Annotated in this window: 18 protein-coding genes and 2 pseudogenes; 5 read left to right on the forward strand and 15 right to left on the reverse strand. The window is 71.0% G+C overall.

Annotated elements, in window-relative coordinates; translation table 11 throughout:
- Positions 1–7: 7 nt before the first annotated feature.
- Positions 8–1,375 (forward strand): DUF58 domain-containing protein, encoded by a 1,368-nt coding sequence (locus tag ABZ671_RS13620; RefSeq protein WP_357856308.1) that lies wholly within the window; start codon positions 8–10, stop codon positions 1,373–1,375.
- Between the two features lie 5 nt (positions 1,376–1,380).
- Here ABZ671_RS13620 and ABZ671_RS13625 read toward each other — a convergent pair whose 3' ends face one another.
- On the reverse strand, positions 1,381–2,382 hold the full coding sequence (locus tag ABZ671_RS13625) for a stage II sporulation protein M (RefSeq protein ID WP_357856311.1): 1,002 nt from the start codon (positions 2,380–2,382) through the stop codon (positions 1,381–1,383).
- 104 nt (positions 2,383–2,486) lie between these two features.
- Between ABZ671_RS13625 and ABZ671_RS13630 the strand changes: the two genes are divergently transcribed.
- Both ABZ671_RS13630 and ABZ671_RS13635 read left to right on the forward strand, forming a co-directional pair.
- On the forward strand, positions 2,487–3,416 hold the full coding sequence (locus tag ABZ671_RS13630; RefSeq protein ID WP_357856314.1) for an RDD family protein: 930 nt from the start codon (positions 2,487–2,489) through the stop codon (positions 3,414–3,416).
- Between the two features lie 59 nt (positions 3,417–3,475).
- Positions 3,476–3,625 carry a hypothetical protein gene (locus tag ABZ671_RS13635; protein WP_357856317.1) on the forward strand — a complete coding sequence of 50 codons (150 nt, stop codon included), beginning with the start codon at positions 3,476–3,478 and terminating at the stop codon, positions 3,623–3,625.
- Between the two features lie 69 nt (positions 3,626–3,694).
- Here the strand turns inward: ABZ671_RS13635 and ABZ671_RS13640 are convergent.
- The 7 genes and pseudogenes from ABZ671_RS13640 to ABZ671_RS13670 form a co-directional block, all read right to left on the reverse strand.
- Positions 3,695–3,959, reverse strand: a pseudogene (locus ABZ671_RS13640) (SRPBCC domain-containing protein); the annotation flags it as partial.
- 25 nt (positions 3,960–3,984) lie between these two features.
- Complete coding sequence (locus ABZ671_RS13645; RefSeq protein ID WP_357856320.1) at positions 3,985–4,335, reverse strand: metalloregulator ArsR/SmtB family transcription factor; 351 nt, start codon at positions 4,333–4,335, stop codon at positions 3,985–3,987.
- Positions 4,332–4,589: pseudogene (locus tag ABZ671_RS13650) on the reverse strand (SRPBCC domain-containing protein); the annotation flags it as partial. The gene ABZ671_RS13645 and the pseudogene ABZ671_RS13650, both read right to left, overlap by 4 nt.
- A gap of 19 nt (positions 4,590–4,608) precedes the next feature.
- Complete coding sequence (locus tag ABZ671_RS13655; protein WP_357856323.1) at positions 4,609–5,487, reverse strand: multicopper oxidase domain-containing protein; 879 nt, start codon at positions 5,485–5,487, stop codon at positions 4,609–4,611.
- Positions 5,488–5,495: 8 nt separating this feature from the next.
- Positions 5,496–6,365: a hypothetical protein gene (locus tag ABZ671_RS13660; RefSeq protein WP_357856326.1), complete on the reverse strand. Its 870-nt coding sequence runs from the start codon at positions 6,363–6,365 to the stop codon at positions 5,496–5,498.
- Positions 6,362–6,841: a DUF6220 domain-containing protein gene (locus tag ABZ671_RS13665; RefSeq protein ID WP_357856329.1), complete on the reverse strand. Its 480-nt coding sequence runs from the start codon at positions 6,839–6,841 to the stop codon at positions 6,362–6,364. Before ABZ671_RS13665 ends, ABZ671_RS13660 begins: the two co-directional genes overlap by 4 nt.
- Positions 6,842–6,886: 45 nt before the next feature.
- The gene (locus ABZ671_RS13670; RefSeq protein ID WP_357856332.1) at positions 6,887–8,968 is read right to left on the reverse strand and encodes an MMPL family transporter; all 2,082 of its coding nucleotides are present in this window, start codon (positions 8,966–8,968) and stop codon (positions 6,887–6,889) included.
- Positions 8,969–9,293: 325 nt separating this feature from the next.
- On the opposite strand from ABZ671_RS13670, the gene ABZ671_RS13675 reads away from it, so the two are divergent.
- Both ABZ671_RS13675 and ABZ671_RS13680 read left to right on the forward strand, forming a co-directional pair.
- A complete protein-coding gene (locus ABZ671_RS13675; protein ID WP_357856335.1) occupies positions 9,294–10,538 on the forward strand; it encodes a sensor histidine kinase in 1,245 nt (414 codons plus the stop codon).
- Positions 10,535–11,233, forward strand: coding sequence for a response regulator transcription factor (locus ABZ671_RS13680; protein WP_357856339.1), 699 nt, complete (start codon positions 10,535–10,537; stop codon positions 11,231–11,233). The genes ABZ671_RS13675 and ABZ671_RS13680 overlap by 4 nt, the downstream gene beginning before the upstream one ends.
- Before the next feature lie 15 nt (positions 11,234–11,248).
- Here the strand turns inward: ABZ671_RS13680 and ABZ671_RS13685 are convergent, their stop codons facing one another.
- From ABZ671_RS13685 to ABZ671_RS13715, 7 genes are all read right to left on the reverse strand, one after another.
- Complete coding sequence (locus ABZ671_RS13685; RefSeq protein ID WP_357856342.1) at positions 11,249–13,021, reverse strand: DUF1003 domain-containing protein; 1,773 nt, start codon at positions 13,019–13,021, stop codon at positions 11,249–11,251.
- 133 nt (positions 13,022–13,154) lie between these two features.
- Positions 13,155–13,832, reverse strand: a complete 678-nt coding sequence (locus ABZ671_RS13690; protein ID WP_357856345.1) for a YcnI family protein — start codon at positions 13,830–13,832, stop codon at positions 13,155–13,157.
- A 101-nt stretch (positions 13,833–13,933) separates the two neighbouring features.
- Positions 13,934–14,668: a hypothetical protein gene (locus ABZ671_RS13695; RefSeq protein WP_357856348.1), complete on the reverse strand. Its 735-nt coding sequence runs from the start codon at positions 14,666–14,668 to the stop codon at positions 13,934–13,936.
- A gap of 51 nt (positions 14,669–14,719) precedes the next feature.
- Entirely contained in the window at positions 14,720–15,928 is a 1,209-nt protein-coding gene (locus ABZ671_RS13700) for a branched-chain amino acid ABC transporter substrate-binding protein (protein ID WP_357856351.1), read from the reverse strand.
- Positions 15,929–16,062: 134 nt separating this feature from the next.
- On the reverse strand, positions 16,063–17,874 hold the full coding sequence (locus ABZ671_RS13705; protein ID WP_357856353.1) for a hypothetical protein: 1,812 nt from the start codon (positions 17,872–17,874) through the stop codon (positions 16,063–16,065).
- 399 nt (positions 17,875–18,273) lie between these two features.
- Positions 18,274–18,933: a response regulator transcription factor gene (locus ABZ671_RS13710; protein WP_357856356.1), complete on the reverse strand. Its 660-nt coding sequence runs from the start codon at positions 18,931–18,933 to the stop codon at positions 18,274–18,276.
- Complete coding sequence (locus ABZ671_RS13715) at positions 18,930–20,159, reverse strand: sensor histidine kinase (RefSeq protein ID WP_357856440.1); 1,230 nt, start codon at positions 20,157–20,159, stop codon at positions 18,930–18,932. The genes ABZ671_RS13710 and ABZ671_RS13715 overlap by 4 nt, the downstream gene beginning before the upstream one ends.
- Positions 20,160–20,267: the final 108 nt, after the last annotated feature.

Genomic DNA, 20,267 nt, shown 5'->3' on the forward strand with positions numbered 1-20,267 from the left:
GTGAACCATGCTGACCTGGCGAGTACCGGCGCTGCTCGGGCTGCTCGGCGGAGTCGTGCTGGCGGGCGGCGCGATGCTGCTCGACCCGGCCGGGATGTGGCTGGGGCTGGCCGGCGCGGCCGGGGTGGTGCTGCTGGCCACCGGGCTGGACTGGCTGATCGCGGCACCGCCCGGCGACGTGCGGCTGGCCCGCGCCGGCGACCGGCAGGTGCGCCTCGGCGAGACGGCCGAGGTGACGCTGACGATCACCAACACGTCCCTGCGTACGCTGCGCGGGCTGGTGCGGGACGCCTGGGTGCCCTCGGCCGGCGCCGGCGAGCCGTACGCCCACGTCGTGGAGCTGGATCCCGGCGTGTCCGCGGAGTTGACCGCCCGGTTGACGCCGACCCGACGGGGCGACCGGCCGGCGGCCCGGGTGACCGTGCGCTCGTACGGGCCGTTCGGGCTGGCCTTCCGGCAGACCTCACAGCGGCGCGCGGCCCGGCTCACGCCACCGTGGGCGCTGACCGTGCTGCCGCCGTTCACCGCGCGGAAGTTCCTGCCGGAGAAGCTGTCCCGGCTGCGGGTCATCGACGGTCAGGTGGTGACCCGGGGACGCGGCCAGGGCACCGAGTTCGACTCGCTGCGCGAGTACGTGGTCGGCGACGACGTACGCTCCATCGACTGGCGGGGCACCGCCCGCAGCGGGCATGTCGTGGTGCGGACCTGGCGACCGGAGCGGGACCGGCGGATTCTCTGCGTGGTCGACACCGGGCGGACCAGCGCGGGCCGGGTCGCCACCGCCCCGACCGAGGCGGTGCCGGAGCCGCCCGGCGAGCCACGCCTGGACGCGGCGATCGACGCGGCGTTGCTGCTCGCCGTGCTCGCCTCGCACGCCGACGATCGGGTCGACCTGCTCGCCGTGGACAGCCAGGTACGCGTCACGGTGGCCGGGACGCACAAGCGGGCCGCCCTGGACCGGCTGACCCGGGCGATGGCGGCGCTGCAGCCGTCGCTGGTGGAGACCGACTTCAGCCGGGTCGCCGCCGAGGTGTTGCGAACCGAACGTAAACGGGCGCTGGTCGTCATTTTCACCGCCCTCGACCCCGGGGCGCTCGGCGAGGGCCTGCTGCCGGTGGTCGCGCAACTCGTCGCGAAGCACACCGTGCTGGTGGCGGCGGTCAGCGACCCCTCGGTGCCGGCTCTCGCCGCCGGCCGCGACGGGCTGACGCAGCTCTACACGGCCGCCGCCGCGGAGCGGACCCTGGACGAGACCGACCGGGTACGGCGGGCGCTGACCCGGCACGGCGTGCACGTGGTGGAGGCGCCGGTGGAGACGTTCGCCTCGGCCGTAGCCGACCGGTACCTCGACCTCAAGGCGGCGGGCCGCCTGTAACCGCTTCACACGGTGGGTGCGACGGCCTCCCGGTCGGCGGCATCCACATCGGCGGTCTGGCCGGCCCGGTGCGCGATGCCGCCGCACACCACCACGTAGGCGAGGAAGCCGAGCCAGGCCAGCGTGCCGATCACCAGCTTCACCGCGGCGGGTAGCGGTGACGGGGTGACGAACGCCTCGATGATGCCGCTGACGAGCAGCACCGGAACCAGACCCAGGGCGACCACCAGACCGGACCGGCCGGCGGCGGCGACCGCCTGCCCCCGGGTACGCAGCGGCCCCGGCGCCAGCCACGACCAGCCGATCCGCAGCCCCACCCCGGCCGCCACGAAGACGCAGGTCAGTTCGAGCAGCCCATGCACCAGTAACAGGCTGAGGAACAGGTCGGTGCGGCCGTTGCCGACCATCACCCCGCCGACGAGCCCGAGATTGAGCGCGTTCTGCCACAACACGTACAGGGCCGGGAGCACGATCACCCCGGAGGCAAGGCAGATCGCGGAGACCCAGGCGTTGTTGGTCCACACCGCGAAGCCGAAATTTTGCGCGGGCGCGCTGCTGTAGTACGCCTCGAAGTCACGCTCCACCAGGGACGCGATCTCGTCCTGCGACATGACCTGCAGCGGGATCTGCGGGTTACCGGCCACGATGGCGATGAGCAGCACGCTGAGCGCCACGAACGCCACTCCGGTGCCGGCACACCACCGCCCGGCACGGTAGATCTCGAGCGGAAACGCGGTGGTGAAGAAGCGGCCCACGCCGGCCCAGCGGAAACCGGTGGACGGCGTCACCGCGGCCCGCGCGGCGAGCACCAGGCGGGTGAGCGCGGTGGTCAGCTCGGGGTCGGGCGAGCGACTCTGCACGATCGACAGGTGGGTGGCCGCCCGGCGGTAGAGCATCACCAGCTCGTCCACCTCGGCCGCGGTCAGCTTGCGCCGCGGCCGGCTCAGCAGCGTACGCAGCCGCTGCCACTCCGCCCCGTGTTCGGCGGCGAACGCGTCCACGTCCACGACGGCTCCCTGGGGGTGGTATTCGACAAAGCGCTCCGGCGCCGACCCCACGGCCGGCCCGGGGGCGGCCCCCGCAGAGACTACCGGTCGGTCAGACTGTCGCGGTGACCCTCGACGCCACTCCGGCCGTACCCGCCGACGCCGCGCCGTCATCGCCCACCGCGCCGCCCCCGGCGGGCGGCACCGTCCGGTTCGTCACCGGGGACGCGGTCAGCCTGCACCTGCCGGTGGCGCAGCTCGGCTCCAGGATGCTGGCCCGACTGGTCGACCTGGTCGTGCAGGTCGTGCTTCTCTTCGTGCTCGCGTCGACCGCGCCTCTCCTGCTGCTCCTGCTGGAGGTGGCCGGGGTGGTCGTGTTCGACGGCGAGCTCTACAAGGCCGCCATGGTCCTGGTCGTGGCGCTGGTGGTCGTCGGCTACCCGGTGACCATGGAGGCGCTGACCGGCGGCCGGACCCTCGGCAAGCTCGCGCTCGGGCTGCGGGTCGTCCGCGACGACGGCGGGCCGATCCGGTTCCGGCAGGCCGCCACCCGGGGACTGGTCAGCGCGGCCGTGGAGTGGCCCGGCCTGATCGCGCCGCCGCTCACCTGGCTGGCCAGCATCTGGACGATGGCGGTCAGCCCGCAGGCCAAGCGGCTGGGCGACTACGCCGCCGGCACGCTGGTCATCCACGACCGGTCCGTCGCCCGTTGGGGGCGCTACCCGGTGCTGCCGCCCGCCCTGATGGGATGGGCCGCGACGCTGGACCTGGCCGGCCTGGACGACGACCTGGCGCTGGTGGTGCGACACTTCCTGCACCGGTCGGCGAAGCTGCGCGAACCGGCCCGCAGCCGGTTGGCCGACCAACTGATGTCCGAGGTAGCGGCGGTCATCCGGCCGGCGCCGCCGGCCGGCGTGCCGCCGATCCTGTACCTGGCGGCGGTGCACGCCGAGCGGCACCTTCGGGCGGCGCGGCGGCTCAGGGCCGTCAGCGGCCGCACGGCGGCGATGTGGCCGGGCCCGGTACACCCACCCCACCGCCCGGCGGGCCGATGACGCCACGGCAATCAGGTCCCGCGGGGTTTCCACGGCCACGTACGGGGTACCCGGCGCCCATGATCGCACTGATCGTTGCCCTGCTACTGGTGTGGCTGGCCCTGGTGATCATCGGACTCGTGGTCAAGGGCCTGTTCTGGCTCTTCGTGATCGGGGCGATCCTGTTCGTCGTGACCGCGATCATCGGCTGGGTCCGCAGGCGGGTGTAACGGGAGACGCCGACGCGTTCGAGTTCCGGAACCGCCCCAGTCGGCCCTGGCCGGGGGTCTGATCCCGACTCAATGCCAGTCGCTGATCTGCACGTCCCGTGGTGCCGGTGCGCCCTCGCCGGTCTCCACCAGCGACTTCAAGCTCATCAGGAACGAGCCCCACTTGGTGCTGCAGTGGTGCATGAACTCCACCGGTTCCGCCCAGCCCCTGGTGCTTGAACAGCACGATGGTGTAGTCGCCGTCCTGGCGGAGATCCCAGCCGATCGTGGTCCCGAGCCACTCCTCGGGACCGTCGACAACCCGCCACACCACCCGCTCGGACGGCCGCATCTCGACCCTTCCTTGATCTCGTTGGTTGTCAATCCTGTTGGCTGCGCTGGATCGCCTCGGCGATTCGCTTGATCCGCTGCAGCCGGGCATCCCATGCCGATCCGACCGACGACAGCTGGGCCACCGCGCGGGCGAGTTGGGCGTCATCCACCCGGTATCGCTTCTCCCGCCCCGCCGGCGTCGCCCGGACCAGGCCGACCCGGTCGAGGACGCCGAGGTGCTTGGCGACCGCCTGACGGGTGACCGGCATCTGCTGGCTCAGTGTGGTCGCGGTGCCGTCACCCTCGATGAGCAGCAGATCGAGCATTCGACGCCGGGTAGGGTCTCCGATCGCGGACCACAGGTCGTCGTCGATGTTCTCAGCCAGCGCGGTGTTCATGGCCGCACCGTCAGCGCCCCGGCGTACGGGGCCAGCCGCGACAGGAAGAAATCCCAGCCGGTGACGTGTTCCTGGTACTGCTGCTCCAGGACGGCGATTTCCCAGCCCATCTCGCGGAAGCCGGTCTCGGTCATCCTGAGCAGCGTCCCGCCGCCTGACGGGGTCAGTTCGAAGGTGACCAGCAGCGAGTTGCCCGCCGCCGCGACCTCACCGGTCGGGTGCGTCCAGCGGAACGAGAACGTCTGCGGCGGTCGCACGTCAACGACGCAACCATCAGTTGCGCTTCGGCGTGGCGGGTTGGTGGGCGGTGTGCGAGCCGTGGAACGGCGTGGTGACACCGTCGTAGCGGAGCCGCAGCATCATGCCCTGATCGGCGTGCGGCAGGTTGTGGCAGTGGTTCATCCAGATGCCGGGATTCGTGGCCTTGAACGCGACCTCCCACACCTCCCCTGGGCGGGCGTCGAACGTGTCCACCCACAACGGGCTGCCGGTCGAGGGCGTACCGTTCCGGGCCAGGACCAGCACGGGATGGCCGTGCAGATGCCAGGGGTGGGTTTCCAGGCTCCGGTTGACCACGGTGAAGCGCACGAGATCGCCCTCGGCCACCAGCTGATCCGGGATCGACGGGTGACCACGCCCGTTGACCGTGTGCGCGTACGCCGGCCGGCCGTCGACCATGGCCACGCCACGGTCCAGCACCATCGTGAAGCGACGGTCGGCGCGGCTACGGGCATCGAACGGCACGGCGGCCGGCGTTCCGTAGCTCAGCAGGTCGAGTTCGGGCCAGCCGGCGGTGTCCTCGACGGCCGGGCCCTCGACGGCGGCACCGGCGGGATCGTCCGGTCGCAGCCGGAGGCCGCCAGCGTGGTCGTTGTCGAGGACGAGCGTCACCGGAGTGTCTGGCATGACGAAGACCAGGTCGTACCGTCCGCCGGCCGGCAGGCGGAGCCCGACGGCGCTGATCTCGCCGGGTTCGTGGAGATCCCGGCCGTCGACGGCCGCCAGCCGGAAGGACGCCCCGGCGAGCGCGAACCGGTGTGGATCCGAGTCGGTGTTGATCAGCCGCAACCGCACCTTGGCGCCGGTCGGCGCGGGGTGGTCGGCACGCCCGTCCCGGTCGGCGATCACGACGGTGCCGTCGAAGGTGTGCACGGGAAGCGTCAGGTCCAGATCGCGTGCGGAAGCATCGGTCTTGTCGGCCTGGCGTGGATCTCGTGTCCGGACGGGAGTCGTACGGTGGCGGTCTGCGCGGTGAGCACGTGCTGCCGCCTGGTACCGCCGGGGGCCGGTGCGCCGGCCCCGAGCAGGTCGACCACGGACGCGGCCGGCCCGGAGCCGGACGAGGCCGCGGGAGCACCTCCGGTGTCGTCGGGTTCGGCCGGCAGGAACAGCAGGCCGACGCCGCTCGTGCCGGTACCCACCACGATTGCGCTGCCCCCGGCGAAGCTGATGAACCGGCGGCGCGTCAGCCCGGGCTCTCCGGACGATGCCGGGGTGGGCGCGAGGGCGGCGCCGCCGGTGGTGTCGACCGGTGCCGCCACCACCCGCGCGGTCAACAGTGCGCCCGCGCAGACGACGGAACAGGCGATCAGTGCGGTGCTCCAGGTCAGGGGGTGACCGGCCAGGAAGGTCACCACGAGCCCGGCCAGGGCCGCGTATCCGGCGGTAAGCAGCAGAACCACGCTGCTTGCCGGTATCCCGTCGCTCGATGCCCGGCCAGCGGGTACACCGGCTTTCGACTCGCGGCTGGCCGCGAGTAGCCGCGGGCCGGCGATCAGGACGGCGGCCGACCCGGCGGCTGTCAGCATCGGCAGGTTCAGCAGCAGTTTCTCCTGCGCGAACCACCAGCCCCGACCGGCCAGCAGCAGCACCGTGGCCACCCGGGTGAGAGTCACGAGCACGGCCGCCGCAAGGAGGCCGAGCGCGGGCCGGGCGCGGCGGGCGGCCGTCGTGGCGCCGGCCGCGGACCACGCGGCGACGCTCAGCAGAGCGACCACGTGGTCCGCGACGATCAACTGACCCGTCGTCATGATGCCGGCTGAGCCGTTTCGGCCGCTGGTCCGGCCACCCCCGTGTTGCCCGCCCCGGCCTGCCGATCGGTCACCGCGGACCTCGACAGCGCTCTCGCCTTCCGGGCGACGTTCCCGGCCACCGAGAAGATGGCCAGACCGTTGATCGCGTGCAGGCCGAAGACGAGCTGGCCGGCCGTCGTGCTGGTGTCGCCGGTGTCGTTGAACGCCTTCGCGAGCACCACGATCACCACTTGGACAACGGCCAACCCGGCGACCAGCGCGGCCATCCCGATGAGCCGGCCAGGCATCCGGGCCAACGCGGCGACGATCGCCATCAGGACCGGCAAGAGGAAGATCACGTACCCCAGCGCGCGATGCGGCCGGAAGGACTCATCGTTGGGTGCGGTGCTGAAGGCCCCCTTCGCCGCGAGGTAGAACTGCACTACGACGGCCAGCATGAGCAGGGCCGCAAGGCCGGCGAACAGTTTTCGCAAAGCATTTCTCCTTCAGGTCGGGTCAGGACGGATGATCCGCCTGCCTCATCGGGACGGGACCGGTTCCGCGTCGGCGCCGGGGCGCAGGAAGATGTCGGGTGTTCCCTCGACGTGCAGTTGGGGCAGGTGGCGCTCCATGACGCGCGGTAGCCACCAGTTGCTACGGCCGAGCAGGTGCATGACCGCCGGCACGAGCAGCAGCCGGATGACGGTCGCGTCCACCAGGATCGCCGCGACCATGCCCAGCCCGAAGACCTTGATGAAGACCTGGTCACTCGGGACGATCGCGGCAAAGACCACGATCATGATGGCCGCGGCGGCGGTGATCACCTGTCCGGTGCTGGCCAGTCCGGTGACGATGGCCCGGCTGTTGTCCCGGGTACGCACCCACGACTCCCGCATCCGGCTGATCAGGAAGACCTCGTAGTCCATGGAGAGGCCGAACAGCAGCGCGAACATGATGAGCGGGACGAACGCGGCCATCGGGGTGGCGGTGTCGATGCCGACCAGCCGGCCGGCCCAGCCGCCTTCGAGGAAGAAGGCCACCACCCCGTACGCCGCCGCCACCGACAGCAGGTTCATCACGGCAGCCGTGAGGGCGATGATGATGCTGCGGAACGCCACCAGCAGGAGGAACATCGACACGAGGACAACGCCGCCGATGAGCAGCGCGAGCCGGTTGGCGATCAGTATGTTGAGGTCGATCACCGCTGCGGTTGCCCCGCCGATGTGCACCGCTGTGCCGGTGCCCTTGGTCGCGGCCGGGATCACCTCCTCGCGCAGGTGCTGGACGAGGTCCTCGGTGGCGGCCTCCTGCGGTCCGGTGGTGGGCACGATGGTGATCAGCGCGGTGTCACCGGCCGGATTGAGCCGGGGCGGGGATACCGCCGCGACTCCCGCCGTGTCGCCGAGTGCGGCTTGCAGCCGCTGGAGGGCCGCGTCGCCGTCGGCCGGCGGTACCTCCGCCACGACGAGCAACGGCCCGTTCTCGCCGGGGCCGAAGCCCCCGGCCAGCATGTCGTACGCCCGCCGGTTCGACGTGCCCTCGGGGTCGTTGCCCGCGTCGGGCAGACCGAAGTGCACACCGAGGAACGGCGCGGCCAACACCAGCAGCACCGCGACACTCGCCACGATGGCGAACACCTTGTGCCGCCGCACCAGCCCACTCCAGCGTGTCCAGCCGGCGGTTGGCAGCAGGTGGCCGTCGGCGGTGAGCCGAGCGGCACGACGCCGTCCCAGCGGCACCCGGAGCCGGTCGATCCGCTGCCCCAGGTAGCCGAGCAGCGCGGGAAACAGGGTGATGGCAGCGACCACCACGACAAGGGTCGCCACCATGGTGACGACGGCGGTGCCGTTCATGATGGACAGGCTCACCGCGAACAGCCCCGACATGCTCACCAGGACCGTGCCGCCGGCCACGAGGACCGAACGACCGGCGGTGTCGAGGGTCGCCACGGTCGCTGCCTCGGGGTCGAGTCCCACCGCCCGCCATTCGCGGAACCGGGTTACCAGCAGCAGCGCGTAGTCGATGCCCAGGGCGATGCCCAGCGCCATGCCGATGACGGGTGCGAAGTCGGGCACGTCCACCACGGCCGCCACGATGCCGACCAGGCTGGCGCTCACCGCCAGCGCGCCGATCGCCATGGCCAGTGGTAGCCCGGCCGCCACCACCGACCCGAACATGATCAGCAAGATCACCGCAGCAGCGAGCAGGCCAATCATCTCGGATCCCGACTGAGTCGCCTCGGCGACCTGCACCTCCCGTCCACCGAGCGCGATCTCCAACCCGCCGCGCTCGGCCCCCTTGGCGGCGGCCAGCAGCCGTTCGGTGTCCTCGACGGGCATGTCGTTGGGGTTGGTGACATCGAGATAGACGCGCGCGGCGAGCGTCCGGCCGTCGGGCGCGATGAAGCCCTTGACGGCGTACGGATCGTCGACCGACGCCACGTGCGGCACGCGCCCCAGCTCGCCGAGCAGCGCGCCGACGTCACGTCGCACGTCGGCGCTGGTGACGTCGTCCGCCCGGACCACCACCCGCACCGTGTCGCCGGACTGGGCCGGGAACCGCTCTGCCAGCAGGCTCTGTGCCTGCTCCGAATCCGAGCCCGGCGCGAAGGAGGCGTTCACGGATTCGCCCTTGAAAGCCGCCGACAGCCCGAAAGCGACGACGAGGCCCACGGCCCACGCCAGCAGCACTCTCCCCCGCCGGCGGAAGGCCCAGCCCCCGAGTTTGCCCAGCGGTCCCGGCCGTGGTGTGTCGGGTGAGCGTTGGCGGTCGTCGCGCGCGGACAGCGCAGTTGGTTGAGTCACGGCAGCGATCGTCGCGCCGCCGACCCCCACGCGTCCTCGGGCAGCGGATGACCGTTCCTACGCAGATTTGCGTAGGCGGCCCCCGCCTGATCGCGCCCGTCGCCGTAGCCGGTCACCCAGGCGCGGCCATTATCATCACGGGATGAAACGCCGAGCGGCGTCGTTCCGCCTGCCGGTCCTGGCGCAGGACGTCCTGCTCGGGCTCCTCGTCGCCGTGATGCAGGTCCAGGGCAGCCTCGCGAAACCCGCGGCGGTGGGATCGCGGCCGCTGACCGACCTCGGGCACCTGGGCTACCTCCTGCTGATCGTGACTGGCCTGGTACTCGCCGTGCGCCGCCGCTGGCCGGCGGCGGTGTTCAGCGCGGCCGCTCTTGCCAGCCTGGTGTACTACACCGTCGGCTTTTCGGACGGGCCGGTGTGGATCGGGCTCTTCGTCGCCCTGTACACGCTGACCGCCTACGGCGACGGGCGCAGGTCGCTGATGATCGCCGGCGTGGGTATCACGGTGCTGGCCACCGGCTGGCTCATCGCCGCCGCCGGCATCGAGCCGAGGGCCGCCATCGGATGGGTGTTCTTCCGGATCGCGGCGTCGGTCATGGCCACCGCCCTGGGTGAGTCGGTCCGATCCCGGCGGGTCATCGCTGCCGAAGCCCTGGAGCGGGCCCGACAGGCCGAACGGAACCGGGAGGAGGAGGCGCGCTCGCGGGTCGACGCCGAGCGGCTCCGGATCGCGCGCGAGGTCCACGACACCGTCGCGCACGCCATCGCGATCATCAACGTGCAGGCCGGCGTCACCGCGTACCTGCTCGACAAGCGGCCGGAACGGGCGCGCGACGCGCTGGTCATCATCGAACAGACGAGCGCCCAGGCGTTGCACGAGATGCGGGCGATCCTCGGTGTGCTTCGTTCTCCGGACAACGGGCGAGTGCCGCACCCCGGCCTGGCCCAGGTCAACGACCTCACCGCGATGGCGCGCGAGGCCGGACTCGACGTCAGGGTCGAGGTGAGCTCACCGGCGACGTCGTTGCCGAGCGCGGTGGACACCACCGCCTACCGGATTCTGCAGGAGTCGATCACCAACGTGATCCGTCACGTCGGACCGACCCGGGTGACGGTCGAGCTCGAATATGGAACCGATGCTCTGGAGGTACGGGTGGCCAATGAGGATGGCCGGGAGGCCTCGGGTGGTGCCCCGGCCGGTCCGGGCGCGCTGGGCGGACACCGGGCCAGCGCCGGCAGCTCGGCCGAGCCGGGCCGTGGGATCATCGGAATGCGCGAGCGCTGTGGCCTCCTGGGCGGTGAGCTGACCGCCGGGCCGCGGCCGTGCGGCGGGTTCGAGGTCAAGGCGCGGCTGCCGCTGGTTCCGGCCCAGGCGGTGCACTCGTGAGCGCAACGGCCACGTCGTCGTCCGACGGCCCCCCGATCAAGGTGCTGCTCGCCGACGACCAGGTTCTGGTGCGGTCCGGGTTCAAGGGGCTGCTCGACGTCGAGGACGACATCACGGTGGTCGGGGAGGCGGCCAACGGCGCCGAGGCCGTGGAGCGGGCCCGGGCCACCCGGCCCGACGTCGTGCTCATGGACATCCGCATGCCGAAGCTCGACGGGATCAAGGCCACCGGCCAGATCGCCGGGACGCGGGGTCTCGAGCAGGTACGGGTCCTGATCCTGACCACGTACGACACTGATGCGTACGTCTTCGAGGCGTTGCAGGCCGGCGCGAGCGGCTTCCTGCTCAAGGACGCCGGTCCGGCCGAGCTGCTGCACGCCATCCGGGTGGTCGCCGCCGGCGAGGCGTTGCTCGCGCCGCGGATCACCCGACGCCTCATCGCCCAGTTCACCGCGGATCGGATCGTCACCCAGGCCGGCGAGGAACGGCTGGCGGTGCTGACGCAACGCGAGCGTGAGGTCATGGCCCTGGTGGGACAGGGGCTGAGCAACGACGAGATCGGCGCCGAGCTGTTCCTCAGTCCGGCTACCGCCCGCACCCATGTCAGCCACGCGATGGCGAAGCTGGGTGCGCGAGACCGGGCGCAGCTGGTCGTCATCGCCTACCAGACCGGCTTGGTCAGCCCTCGGGCTTGACTGCGCGCCGAACAGCTAACGACCGCTGGTCAGGGGTTGGTCGGAGCGGGCCTGAGCCGGTGGCCTGGGGCTGTTGCCGTCACATTCGGTCGCCTGCCGCACTGCTTCGATGGCCGCGGCCTCGCGAGGGGTACGGGGTCGAGCGCCGAGGCCGAAGAACCCGCCCTCGTTGTTCGCGTCGGCGACGACCGTGGCGAGCTCGATGAGCAGCGCACGGTAATCGGCCACCTCCGTCGGCGCCTTGCTGGCGATGATGGCGGTGGCCGCGCGGATCGTATCGAGCGCGAAACCCTTGTAGTCGACGTAGCCGGTGCCGGGTTGCAGCCCGGTGGTGAAGGTGGACGCGGCCGCCAGCTCGCGGATGAACCGGTTGGGGTGGGCGATGCTGGCTTCGCGCAGCACCTTGACCAGGGCGAAGATCTCCTCGGCGTCCACGACACCCTCGGCGAGTGACACGAGCACGCCGGACGCCATCATCGCCTGTTGCAGGGTGGCCCACTCCTCGGCGGTGAAGTCTGTTTCCCCCGGGGTGTTCCCCGTGCCGTCGCGCAGCACCTGGAAGCCCACGTCGGCCAGCAGGGCGGGGATACGCCGCACCGCCGCCAGGTGCCGGGCGCGCGTCTCGTCGGGCAGTTGCTCCCAGCGCGTCGGCTCGGGCACCGGGCCCGGCGCCGGCTCGATCGTCTGGTGTTCGTACTCCCGCCGGGCCAGCAGTTCCACCTCATAGTCGCTGAAGGCGAAGGTACGTGTGCGGTCAAACGTCGGAACCATGAGGCAGCGGATCTCGGCCAGCCGCTCGCCGATCCGCCGGGCCTGGCTGCGGGCCGTTTCCTTCAGTTCCTCGGGCAGTTGGTCCCACGGCGGCCCCTCGGGGCCGCCGCCCGAGGCCTGACCGGTCTCGAAGGTCGGCAGCAGCGGGGCGTGGTGGATCGCCTCGGCCAGGTGCTCGGTGACCTCGGCCGCGGCGTAGTCGGCGAGGCTGTCGATGATCCGGTCCTGTGCGGTCAGCCGCGCCTTCATCCGCCGGCATTCGTGCAGGATGGCCTCGGCGTCCAGGAAGGTCTGCTCGGACCGACGGTCGGCGGCCCGATCCAGGACGTCCTGCCCAACCATGATCACGATCATGAAGATGAGCTGGGCCAATGCGGACAGGAACGTCATGAACGCGAACGGGTACGGGTCGACCCGTTGCGCGCCCAGGATGGCCAGACCGATCCACAACACCTGCGTTCCGGCGGCGGCGTAGAAGGCCCACATGCTGCCCAGCCGCTGCGTGAGCCAGGCCGCGATCCGACCGTTGGCGCCCACCGCCTGGTCGATGGCCTGCGGCGGAGGTTGCACCCGGTGTCGTTCGATCCAGGGGTGTGGGCTGGTGTGCAGCAGGCTGACCCCGCGACTGAGCGCCCTGTCGTGCCGGTCGAGGTGGGCCTGCAGGTCTGCGACCCGCGCGAAGATCGCCTCGGCGTTCTCGTAGGTCTGCACCGCCCTGCGGTCGGCGGCCGAGCCGAGCACCCGCTGGCCGACCAGAATCACCGAGCACAGCACGAGCTGCACCACATTGTTCAGAAACAACAGGAACGCGAACGGGTACGGATCGGCTTGGTGCAGCGGCCCCCAGGTCGCCAGCGCCATCCAGCCGCCAACGAAGACCAGCGCGACGTAGAGGGCCGGCATGGACCCGATCCACCGGGTCAGCGCGGCCGCGACGGCGTCATTGACGCCGACCTTCTCCGCGGCGACCGAGGCCGGCGGTTGCGACAGATCAGCTGACTGACCGGCAATGCTCACGGCTCTCCCTTGGATCGGTCCGGACGCGGCCGCCGCAGCCATCACGCTGCGGCGGCCGCCTGTCCTGAGCTTGACGGAACAGATCTCAGATATACCCCACCACACCCTGCTGCACGACGTAACCGTTGCGGGCCTATCGCGTCCGGCGGGACCGTACGACCATGGTCGCCGCGCACCCGAGGCCGATCACCAGCGAGGCCACGGACAGCCCGATCGCCCACCGCACCCCCGCATCCGACTGGGCCGCAGCCGTGCCGCCGACGGCCACAGTCGCCTGCTCGGTGCCCGTCGACGAGGCCGCGTTCTTGGGTACGAGCCGGAGCACCGGCGCGGGCCGCTCCGGCTCGTCGGCACCGGAGGCCGGCTCCTGGATCCAGCGCACCACCTCGCCGTCGCTGTAGTGCTGCAGCGTCTTGAAGACCAGTTGGTCGGTCGTCGGCAGCGGCCCGGCGCTCACGGAGAACTCGTCGTACTCGCCCGGCTTGATCGCCGACTGCGGGTCCGCCGCGGTCCAGGTGATCTTGTCGATGACCTCGCTGATCGGCACGCCGTGCGCCTCGATCGGCGTGTCCAGCTTCTTCCTGGTGATCTCGTACGACCAGCCGGGGTGCGGCTTCACCGAGATCGAGGCCAGCGGGGTGTCCGTCGGAAGTTGCACCTCGACCGCGGTGGTGTTCGTGTTGTCACGCTCGTTGGGGACGCGGAACGACACGGCGGCATAGCCGCCCTGGGTGGCCGTGCCCGGGTTCACCGTGACATGCGCGGACGCCGCCGCCGGCAGGACGCCGACCAGGCAGGCCACCACGCCCACGGTTACCAGGCTACGTACGGCTCGGCGAAGCATGTGTACTCCAGATTTCTTCGATTGATCGGTGATTGAGAGGCGGCAGCCGCCGCGTACCCGGGTCTCGGTCAGCCCAGCCGCCGCAGCACCTTCTCCATGGCTGCCCTGGCCTGGTCGGCCGCGTCGGCGCGGTCTCCGACGATCTTCTTCTGAGTGAGGTCGAGGTAGAGGATGAGGTTCGCCCGGTGAAGCACCACGATGGCGATGTCCTCGTAATAGACGTCGTCCTGCCCCGGCGGGTAGGTGTGGGCAAGCTGCTGCACGTACCCCTTCCACCCGAACACCTCGATCGGGCGGCTGGTCACCCGGTAGGCGCCGAGAATGACCGGGGGCCCCCCTTCGACCTCGTACGCCCCGGGGCAGCTGGCCAACCCGGCGTCCACCTCGCCCATCGCGTTGTCGGCGATGGCGGTCGAGGCGAAGACGAGGGCGTTCTGGGTCACGTAGGGGACGCTGGTGTCGGTCGCCCGGCTGGGCTCCACGGCGAACTGCCCCACAGGCTGGCCACCAACGGGCTGAACGTTGTTGGCCGGTGCGTTGGGCGCGTCCGAGCGTTGCACGTACGGGCAGGTCTGGATGGCGCTCGGCGGCACGTAGTTGGTGTGCGAGTGGAAATCCCGGTCGTACCAGTAGTCGCGCGCGCCCTCACCGGCGTCCTTGGCCGTGTAGTACGCGGTCTTGACATCGTCGGCCGTGTAGGAGGGCTTACTCGCCGTGGCGTCCGCGGCGCTGGAACAGCCAGTGACGGCGGCGCAGACGGCGGCCAGCGCGAGGGCCGCCGTGGCGCGGGAGCTCAAGATCACGGATGGCTCACTTCATCGGGGGCGGAGAGGCGGGCACTCGATCACCGGCCCTCAGGAGTCGCTGTCCGAACGCAGTGTGTCGGCGAGAGTGAGGGCACCGTCCTTGACGGTCAGCACGAGATGGTTGTCGTACTTGACCGTGTGGTCGGGGGCGAACCGCAGCTGCCCCAGGAACGTGGTGAAGGTTTCCTCGAGCTTGGTCAGCTGTTCGCTGTTCAACGCGGGGTCCACCTTTCCCGTCTGCGTCACGGCCTGGCCCAGGGCGCGCAGCGCGTCGTAGGCCTGCAGCGCGTCCCGGCCCGGCGCGTGACCGTAGGCCTTGGTGAAACGCGCGGTCCAGGCCGCGGCGGCGGGCAGATTCTGCGGGCTCGCCGTGGTGATCACGTACGCGCCCTCGGCGCCGTCCGGGCCGGCGGCGGACAGGAAATCGGGGCTTTCCGACGCCGCGGAGGCGACGTATTTGCCCTTGTAGCCGGCCTTCCGCAGCGCCGCGACCAGCTGGCCGGATTCCTGCGCCGAGCCGGCCCAGTACACAACGTCGGGGTCGGCGGCCAGCGCGGTGGTGGCGGCGGCGGTCAGGTCCGGCTTTCCGGCGGTCAGGGTCTGCTTGCTGACCACCTTGGGAACGGGCGACGCCACCGAGATCACCTGGTTGACCAGGTACGCGGACTGCGGGGTGTCGTCAGCGATCACCGCGAGCCGCTGCGCCGCCTGGTAGGCCATCCAGTGCACCGCCGCGAGCGCTTCCTGGTAGGGCGTGCCGTTGGTGAGATAGGCGGTGGGAGTGTCCTCCGCGCTGACCAGCGTGGGCGCGTTGGCGGAGGTGATGAGGAACGGCATCCCGTTACCGCCGAGGACCCGCGCGGCGGCCTCGGCGGCATCGTCGCAGACGCCGCCGAGCGCGCCGGCGACCTTCTCGGTGAGGTGAAGTTGCTTTGCCGCCTCCTTGCCGCCGTCGTCGAGGCACTCGTCGTCGACGGTGACGAGGGAGACGTGCAGCCCGATGATTCCACCACGGACGTTGAGGTCGTCCACCGCCATCCGCGCCCCGTCGACCAGGTCCTGCCCGCGTACCTTGTCCGGCCCGGACAGCGGGGCGAGCACACCGAAGGCGATCTCCCCCCGGGGCGGGGCCGGCGGGTCGTCGGTCGAGGTGCACGCGACCACGGCCGGGAGGGTGAGGACGGCGAGGGCTATCGGTGCGAGCCAGCGGGTGCGGCGGGTACGGCCGCGGCCGTCGAGGGTCGTCGGGAGCTGCATGGTGCTCTTCTCTCGGCTCCGGTCGTGCTGGAACAGGTGGTCGAGGCAGGCGGCCTCGGGGCGGGTGACGGGGAGGGACCCCCGCCGCCGGTCGCGGCGCGGGGCCCCTCCACGTACGAAATGCCCGCTGGAGACTACTTCTCGCAGGAGTTCCAGCAGACCTTGTTCTCCCGCTTGCCGGGGATCTTGTCGGTGAACTTGAGGATGTCAACGCCACGACCGTAGTCGGGGACGTAGACGTACCCGTTGTGCCAGTAGGCCGACGAGGCGTTGCTCCCGATGATCGCCGGGCCGTCGGGGCCGGCGGCCCGGTCGGGCACCCGGAACCAGCCGACCTGCTGCGGGTTGCGCGGGTCGGAGATGTCCAGGAACCGGACGCCCTGCTCGTAGAAACCGGCGGCGACGATGTTGCCGTTCACCGTGAACCAGTGCGCGGAGCAGTCGCCGGCCTTACCCGTCGGGTCGACGTAATGGCCGGGCTTGCCCCCGGGGCTGTACGTGGCGAGCTGCCCCATCTTGACCGGGTTCGCCGGCGTGGAGGTGATTCCCTCGTCGTGCGTCCCCTCGATCGAGGCGAGGATGAACAGGCCGGCCTTGGCGCAGTTCTGGTTGTTGTTCTCGTTGGTGATGAGCATGACGTCGCCCTTCGGGCGGTCGCCCAGGGCGTTCGGGAAGCGGTAGGCGTTGTGCAGGAAGGCGCCCTCCAGCCCGGTGACGCTGCCGCCCGCGTACGGGATCGGGTCGTACGCCGTCGCGAAGCGCGTGGTCTTCGTGACCGGGTCGTAGTGCTTGCCCTCCGTCCAGTAGCCACGGACGCCGCCGCTGCCCGAGACCCAGACGACGCCGTCGAAGTCGACGTCGACGCTGTGCGTAGAGCCGCTCGTCACACCGGTACGCCGGACGTCGGCGGCGACGGCCTTGCTGTAGGTGAACGGGTGGTTGACGTCACGCACGTCGGTCACGTAGACGGGGGCGCTGATGCCGCTGGCACCCGACCCCACGGACCAGATGAACCGGCAGTCGTTGATGCACGTCGCGGTGTGGCCGAGCCGGACCGGGTGGAAGCCCAGCAGCTTCGGGTGCCACGGGTCGTTGATGTCGATGATGAACAGACCCTTGGTGCCCGAGTCGCGGGTCAGGTAGACCAGCTTGCGCCGACTGTCGACCGTGAGGTTCTCGCCCTCCCAGAACCGGGTCATGGTCTCGCCCGGCTGCTTGAGCTGGGCGACGGTGACGGCGGCGATGTACTCCGGGCGCTCGGGGTTCTTCAGCGACCAGATGGCCAGACCACCGGTGCCGTTGGCGACCATCATGTCGTAGCCGAGCGTCTCGAAGTGCACGAAGTTCAACGACGAGAACGCCGGGCACTTCGTCGCCTTGAAGGCGGGGCAGCTGCCGTCGGCGGACAACACACCACGGACGTGGCCGACAACCTTGACGTTGTCGCTGTGCATCGCGTTGTCCGGGAACATTCCGGTGTCCGGAAGAGTCTCCGTGCCCGCGATGTCGACGCCGGGCTTGATGCCGGCGAGCGACGCGGCCTCACGCTCGGCGTTGGTCGCCGCCTCCGCCGCGGCCGCAGCCGCCTGCGCCGCCGCGGCGGCCTTCTCGTTGTACTCCAGCTGCGCCTGCGCCGCCTCGGCGGCCGCGTTCGCGGCCTTGACGGCGGCGTTGTCCGCCTTCTGCTTGTCGCCGTTCTTGCCCGACTGCTCGGCCACTGCGGCGGCGGCAGCCGCCGCCTGCGCCGCCTCCTCCGCCTTGGCCTTGGCCTTGTCCAGCTGGGTGGCTGCCCGCGCGGCGTTCTTCGCGGCCGTGTCAGCCTGGTTCTGCAGTCTGGTCGCGTCGGCCTCGGCCGCCCCGACCGTGCCAGGCCTGACGGGACCGGTCGGGTCCGCGTGGGCCGCGCCGAGGCACGACATCTGCAGCGCGGCCGCCGTGGCAAGCACGATCGCGCCTCTCAGGAGGGCTCTGCCCCTCCCCGCTCTTCCAACGGGTAATCTCATCCGTTACTCCGAACGTTCAATAGACGGGCTTCATGTCGCCACGAAGCGTGACTGAAAGCTGCACCACAGTGGTGGTGTGATTAACCAAGCAGCCAGAGGCTGTTTAACGGGTGATCATGCTGGAGGCATCGCCGGTGCGCAATAGCCTGGTCAGCGCGCGTTCGGCTCCGGCACGGATGGCTCTCAGCGGGCCGCGAAGGGGACACGTACGGGTGTCTCGTCGAAATCGGAGATCCGAATGTCCAGCCGCAGCACCCACGACCCCGGAAATGGGACAGACATCGGGTTCGCCACGTAATGGCCGGGTTCGGCCGTCAATCTGGATCTGGTCACCGACAAGGGTCAGTGGCCGGGTTGAACGAGACCACACTCGTAGGCGAAGACGACGGCCTGGACCCGGTCGCGCAGGCCGACCTTGGCGAGGATGCGGGTCACGTGGGTCTTGACCGTCGGCTCGCTCAGGAAGAGTTCCGCGCCGATCTCCGCATTGGAACGACCACGGGCGATGAGACCCAGCACCTCAAGCTCACGCGGGGTCAGCGCCTCCAGCCCGGCCGGCCGGCCCGAGCCGGGTCGCGGACGGCGTACGTACTCCTCGATCATCCGCCGGGTGATCTCCGGCGCCAGTAGCGCGTCGCCCGCGGCGACCGTGCGGACGGCTCCGGCGAGCTCGCGCGGCGGTGCGCTCTTGAGCAGGAAGCCGCTCGCCCCGGCGCGCAGCGCCTGGTAGACGTACTCATCCTCGTCGAAGGTGGTGAGGATGAGCACCCGCGCCGGGCAGCGCCCGCCCCGCAGCAGGCGGCGGGTCGCCTCGATCCCGTCCATGCGTGGCATCCGGATGTCCATGAGAATGATGTCGGGCAGCAGGGTCAACGCGCTGTCGACCGCCTCCGCGCCGTCGGCCGCCTCGCCGACGACCTCGATGTCCTCCTGACCGCTGAGGATGGAGCGGAATCCACCGCGCACCAGCGCCTGATCATCCACGAGCAGGACCCGGATCATCGGGGGGCCGCCTGCAACGGCAGGCTCGCGGCCACGGCGAAGCCGCCGCCGCTGGCATGTCCGGCCTCCAGGGTGCCGCCGTAGAGTCCCACCCGCTCACGCATTCCGAGCAGCCCGTGGCCGACCCCGTTCGGGTCCGGTTCCGCCGGCGCGCCCGTGCGTCCGGTGTCCCGTACGCTCACCCGCACGGACTGCTCGTCGTAGTGCAGCATCACGTGGGCCGTGGTGGGCGCGGCGTGCTTGAGGGCGTTGGTGAGCGCCTCCTGCACGATCCGGTAGACGGTCAGGTCCACGCCGGGCGGCAGTGGGTGCGCCGGGCCCGCCACGGTGAGCGTGACCGGCAGGCCGATGCCGGCCATGTGGTCGACCAACTCGGCCAGATCCGCGGTGCCCGGCTGCGGCGTGAGCGCGAGCCGCGTCCCTTCCCCGCGTAGCAGGCCGAGCATCCGGCCCAGTTCGCCGACCGCCTGCCGTCCGGTCTCCTGGACCGAGCGCAGCGGCGCGTGCGCCTTGGCGGGATCGCGGTCGAGCAGGTCTTCGGCGGCGCCCGCCTGCACGACCATGACGCTGACGCAGTGGGCGACGATGTCGTGCAGTTCGCGGGCGATGCGGGAGCGCTCCTCCGCGAGCGCGGCCTGGATCGCCTCCTCCCGCTCGGCCTCCAGCCGCTGGGCTCGGGCCCGGTCGTCGGAGTGGCTGCGGGCCCGGGCGCGCAGCACCCGGCCGGCGACGAGGACGATGATGAACGGCACCGCGGCGAACGGGATGTTGCTGACGGTGCCGGCGTCCGGGTTGCGCAGCATCACGACGACGACCGTGGTGGCGGTGGCCGCGACGCCGAGCCAGGCGGGCGTGCGCTCACTGTGCCGGGCCACCGAGTAGGTGGCGATCAGCAGCGGCAGGAAGCCGCCCCACAGGGTGAACGTCAGCGGGGTGGCCAGCATCGGTGCGGTGATCGCGACCGCGACGACCACAGCCGTGGCGAGCGGCGCCAGCCTCCGCAGCGCCAGCACCAGCGCCGCCACGAGGGTGGACACGACCACGGGCGGCATGGGGCCGTACCGGGTCGAGTTGTCGAGGTCGAAGAGGATGTCGAGCTGGGCGAAGACGGCGACCGCGAGCGCGAGCAGAGCGTCCGGCAGCAGCGCCGCCGGCCTGCGCCGCAGCCACGCCCGCGCCTCCGACTCGGCTCGCGCCGGCGACTCGGCCGGCGCCGTCCACAGCATCACACCCGCACGCTACCGACGGGCGGACCCGGGCGGCGTCATCCGCAGGTCGTATTCGTCCCGCACCGGTCGCGACCCGGGAACTACCCGCGACCAACCAAGGCACGA

The organism is Micromonospora sp. NPDC006766, assembly GCF_040636055.1.
Taxonomy (GTDB): domain Bacteria; phylum Actinomycetota; class Actinomycetes; order Mycobacteriales; family Micromonosporaceae; genus Micromonospora.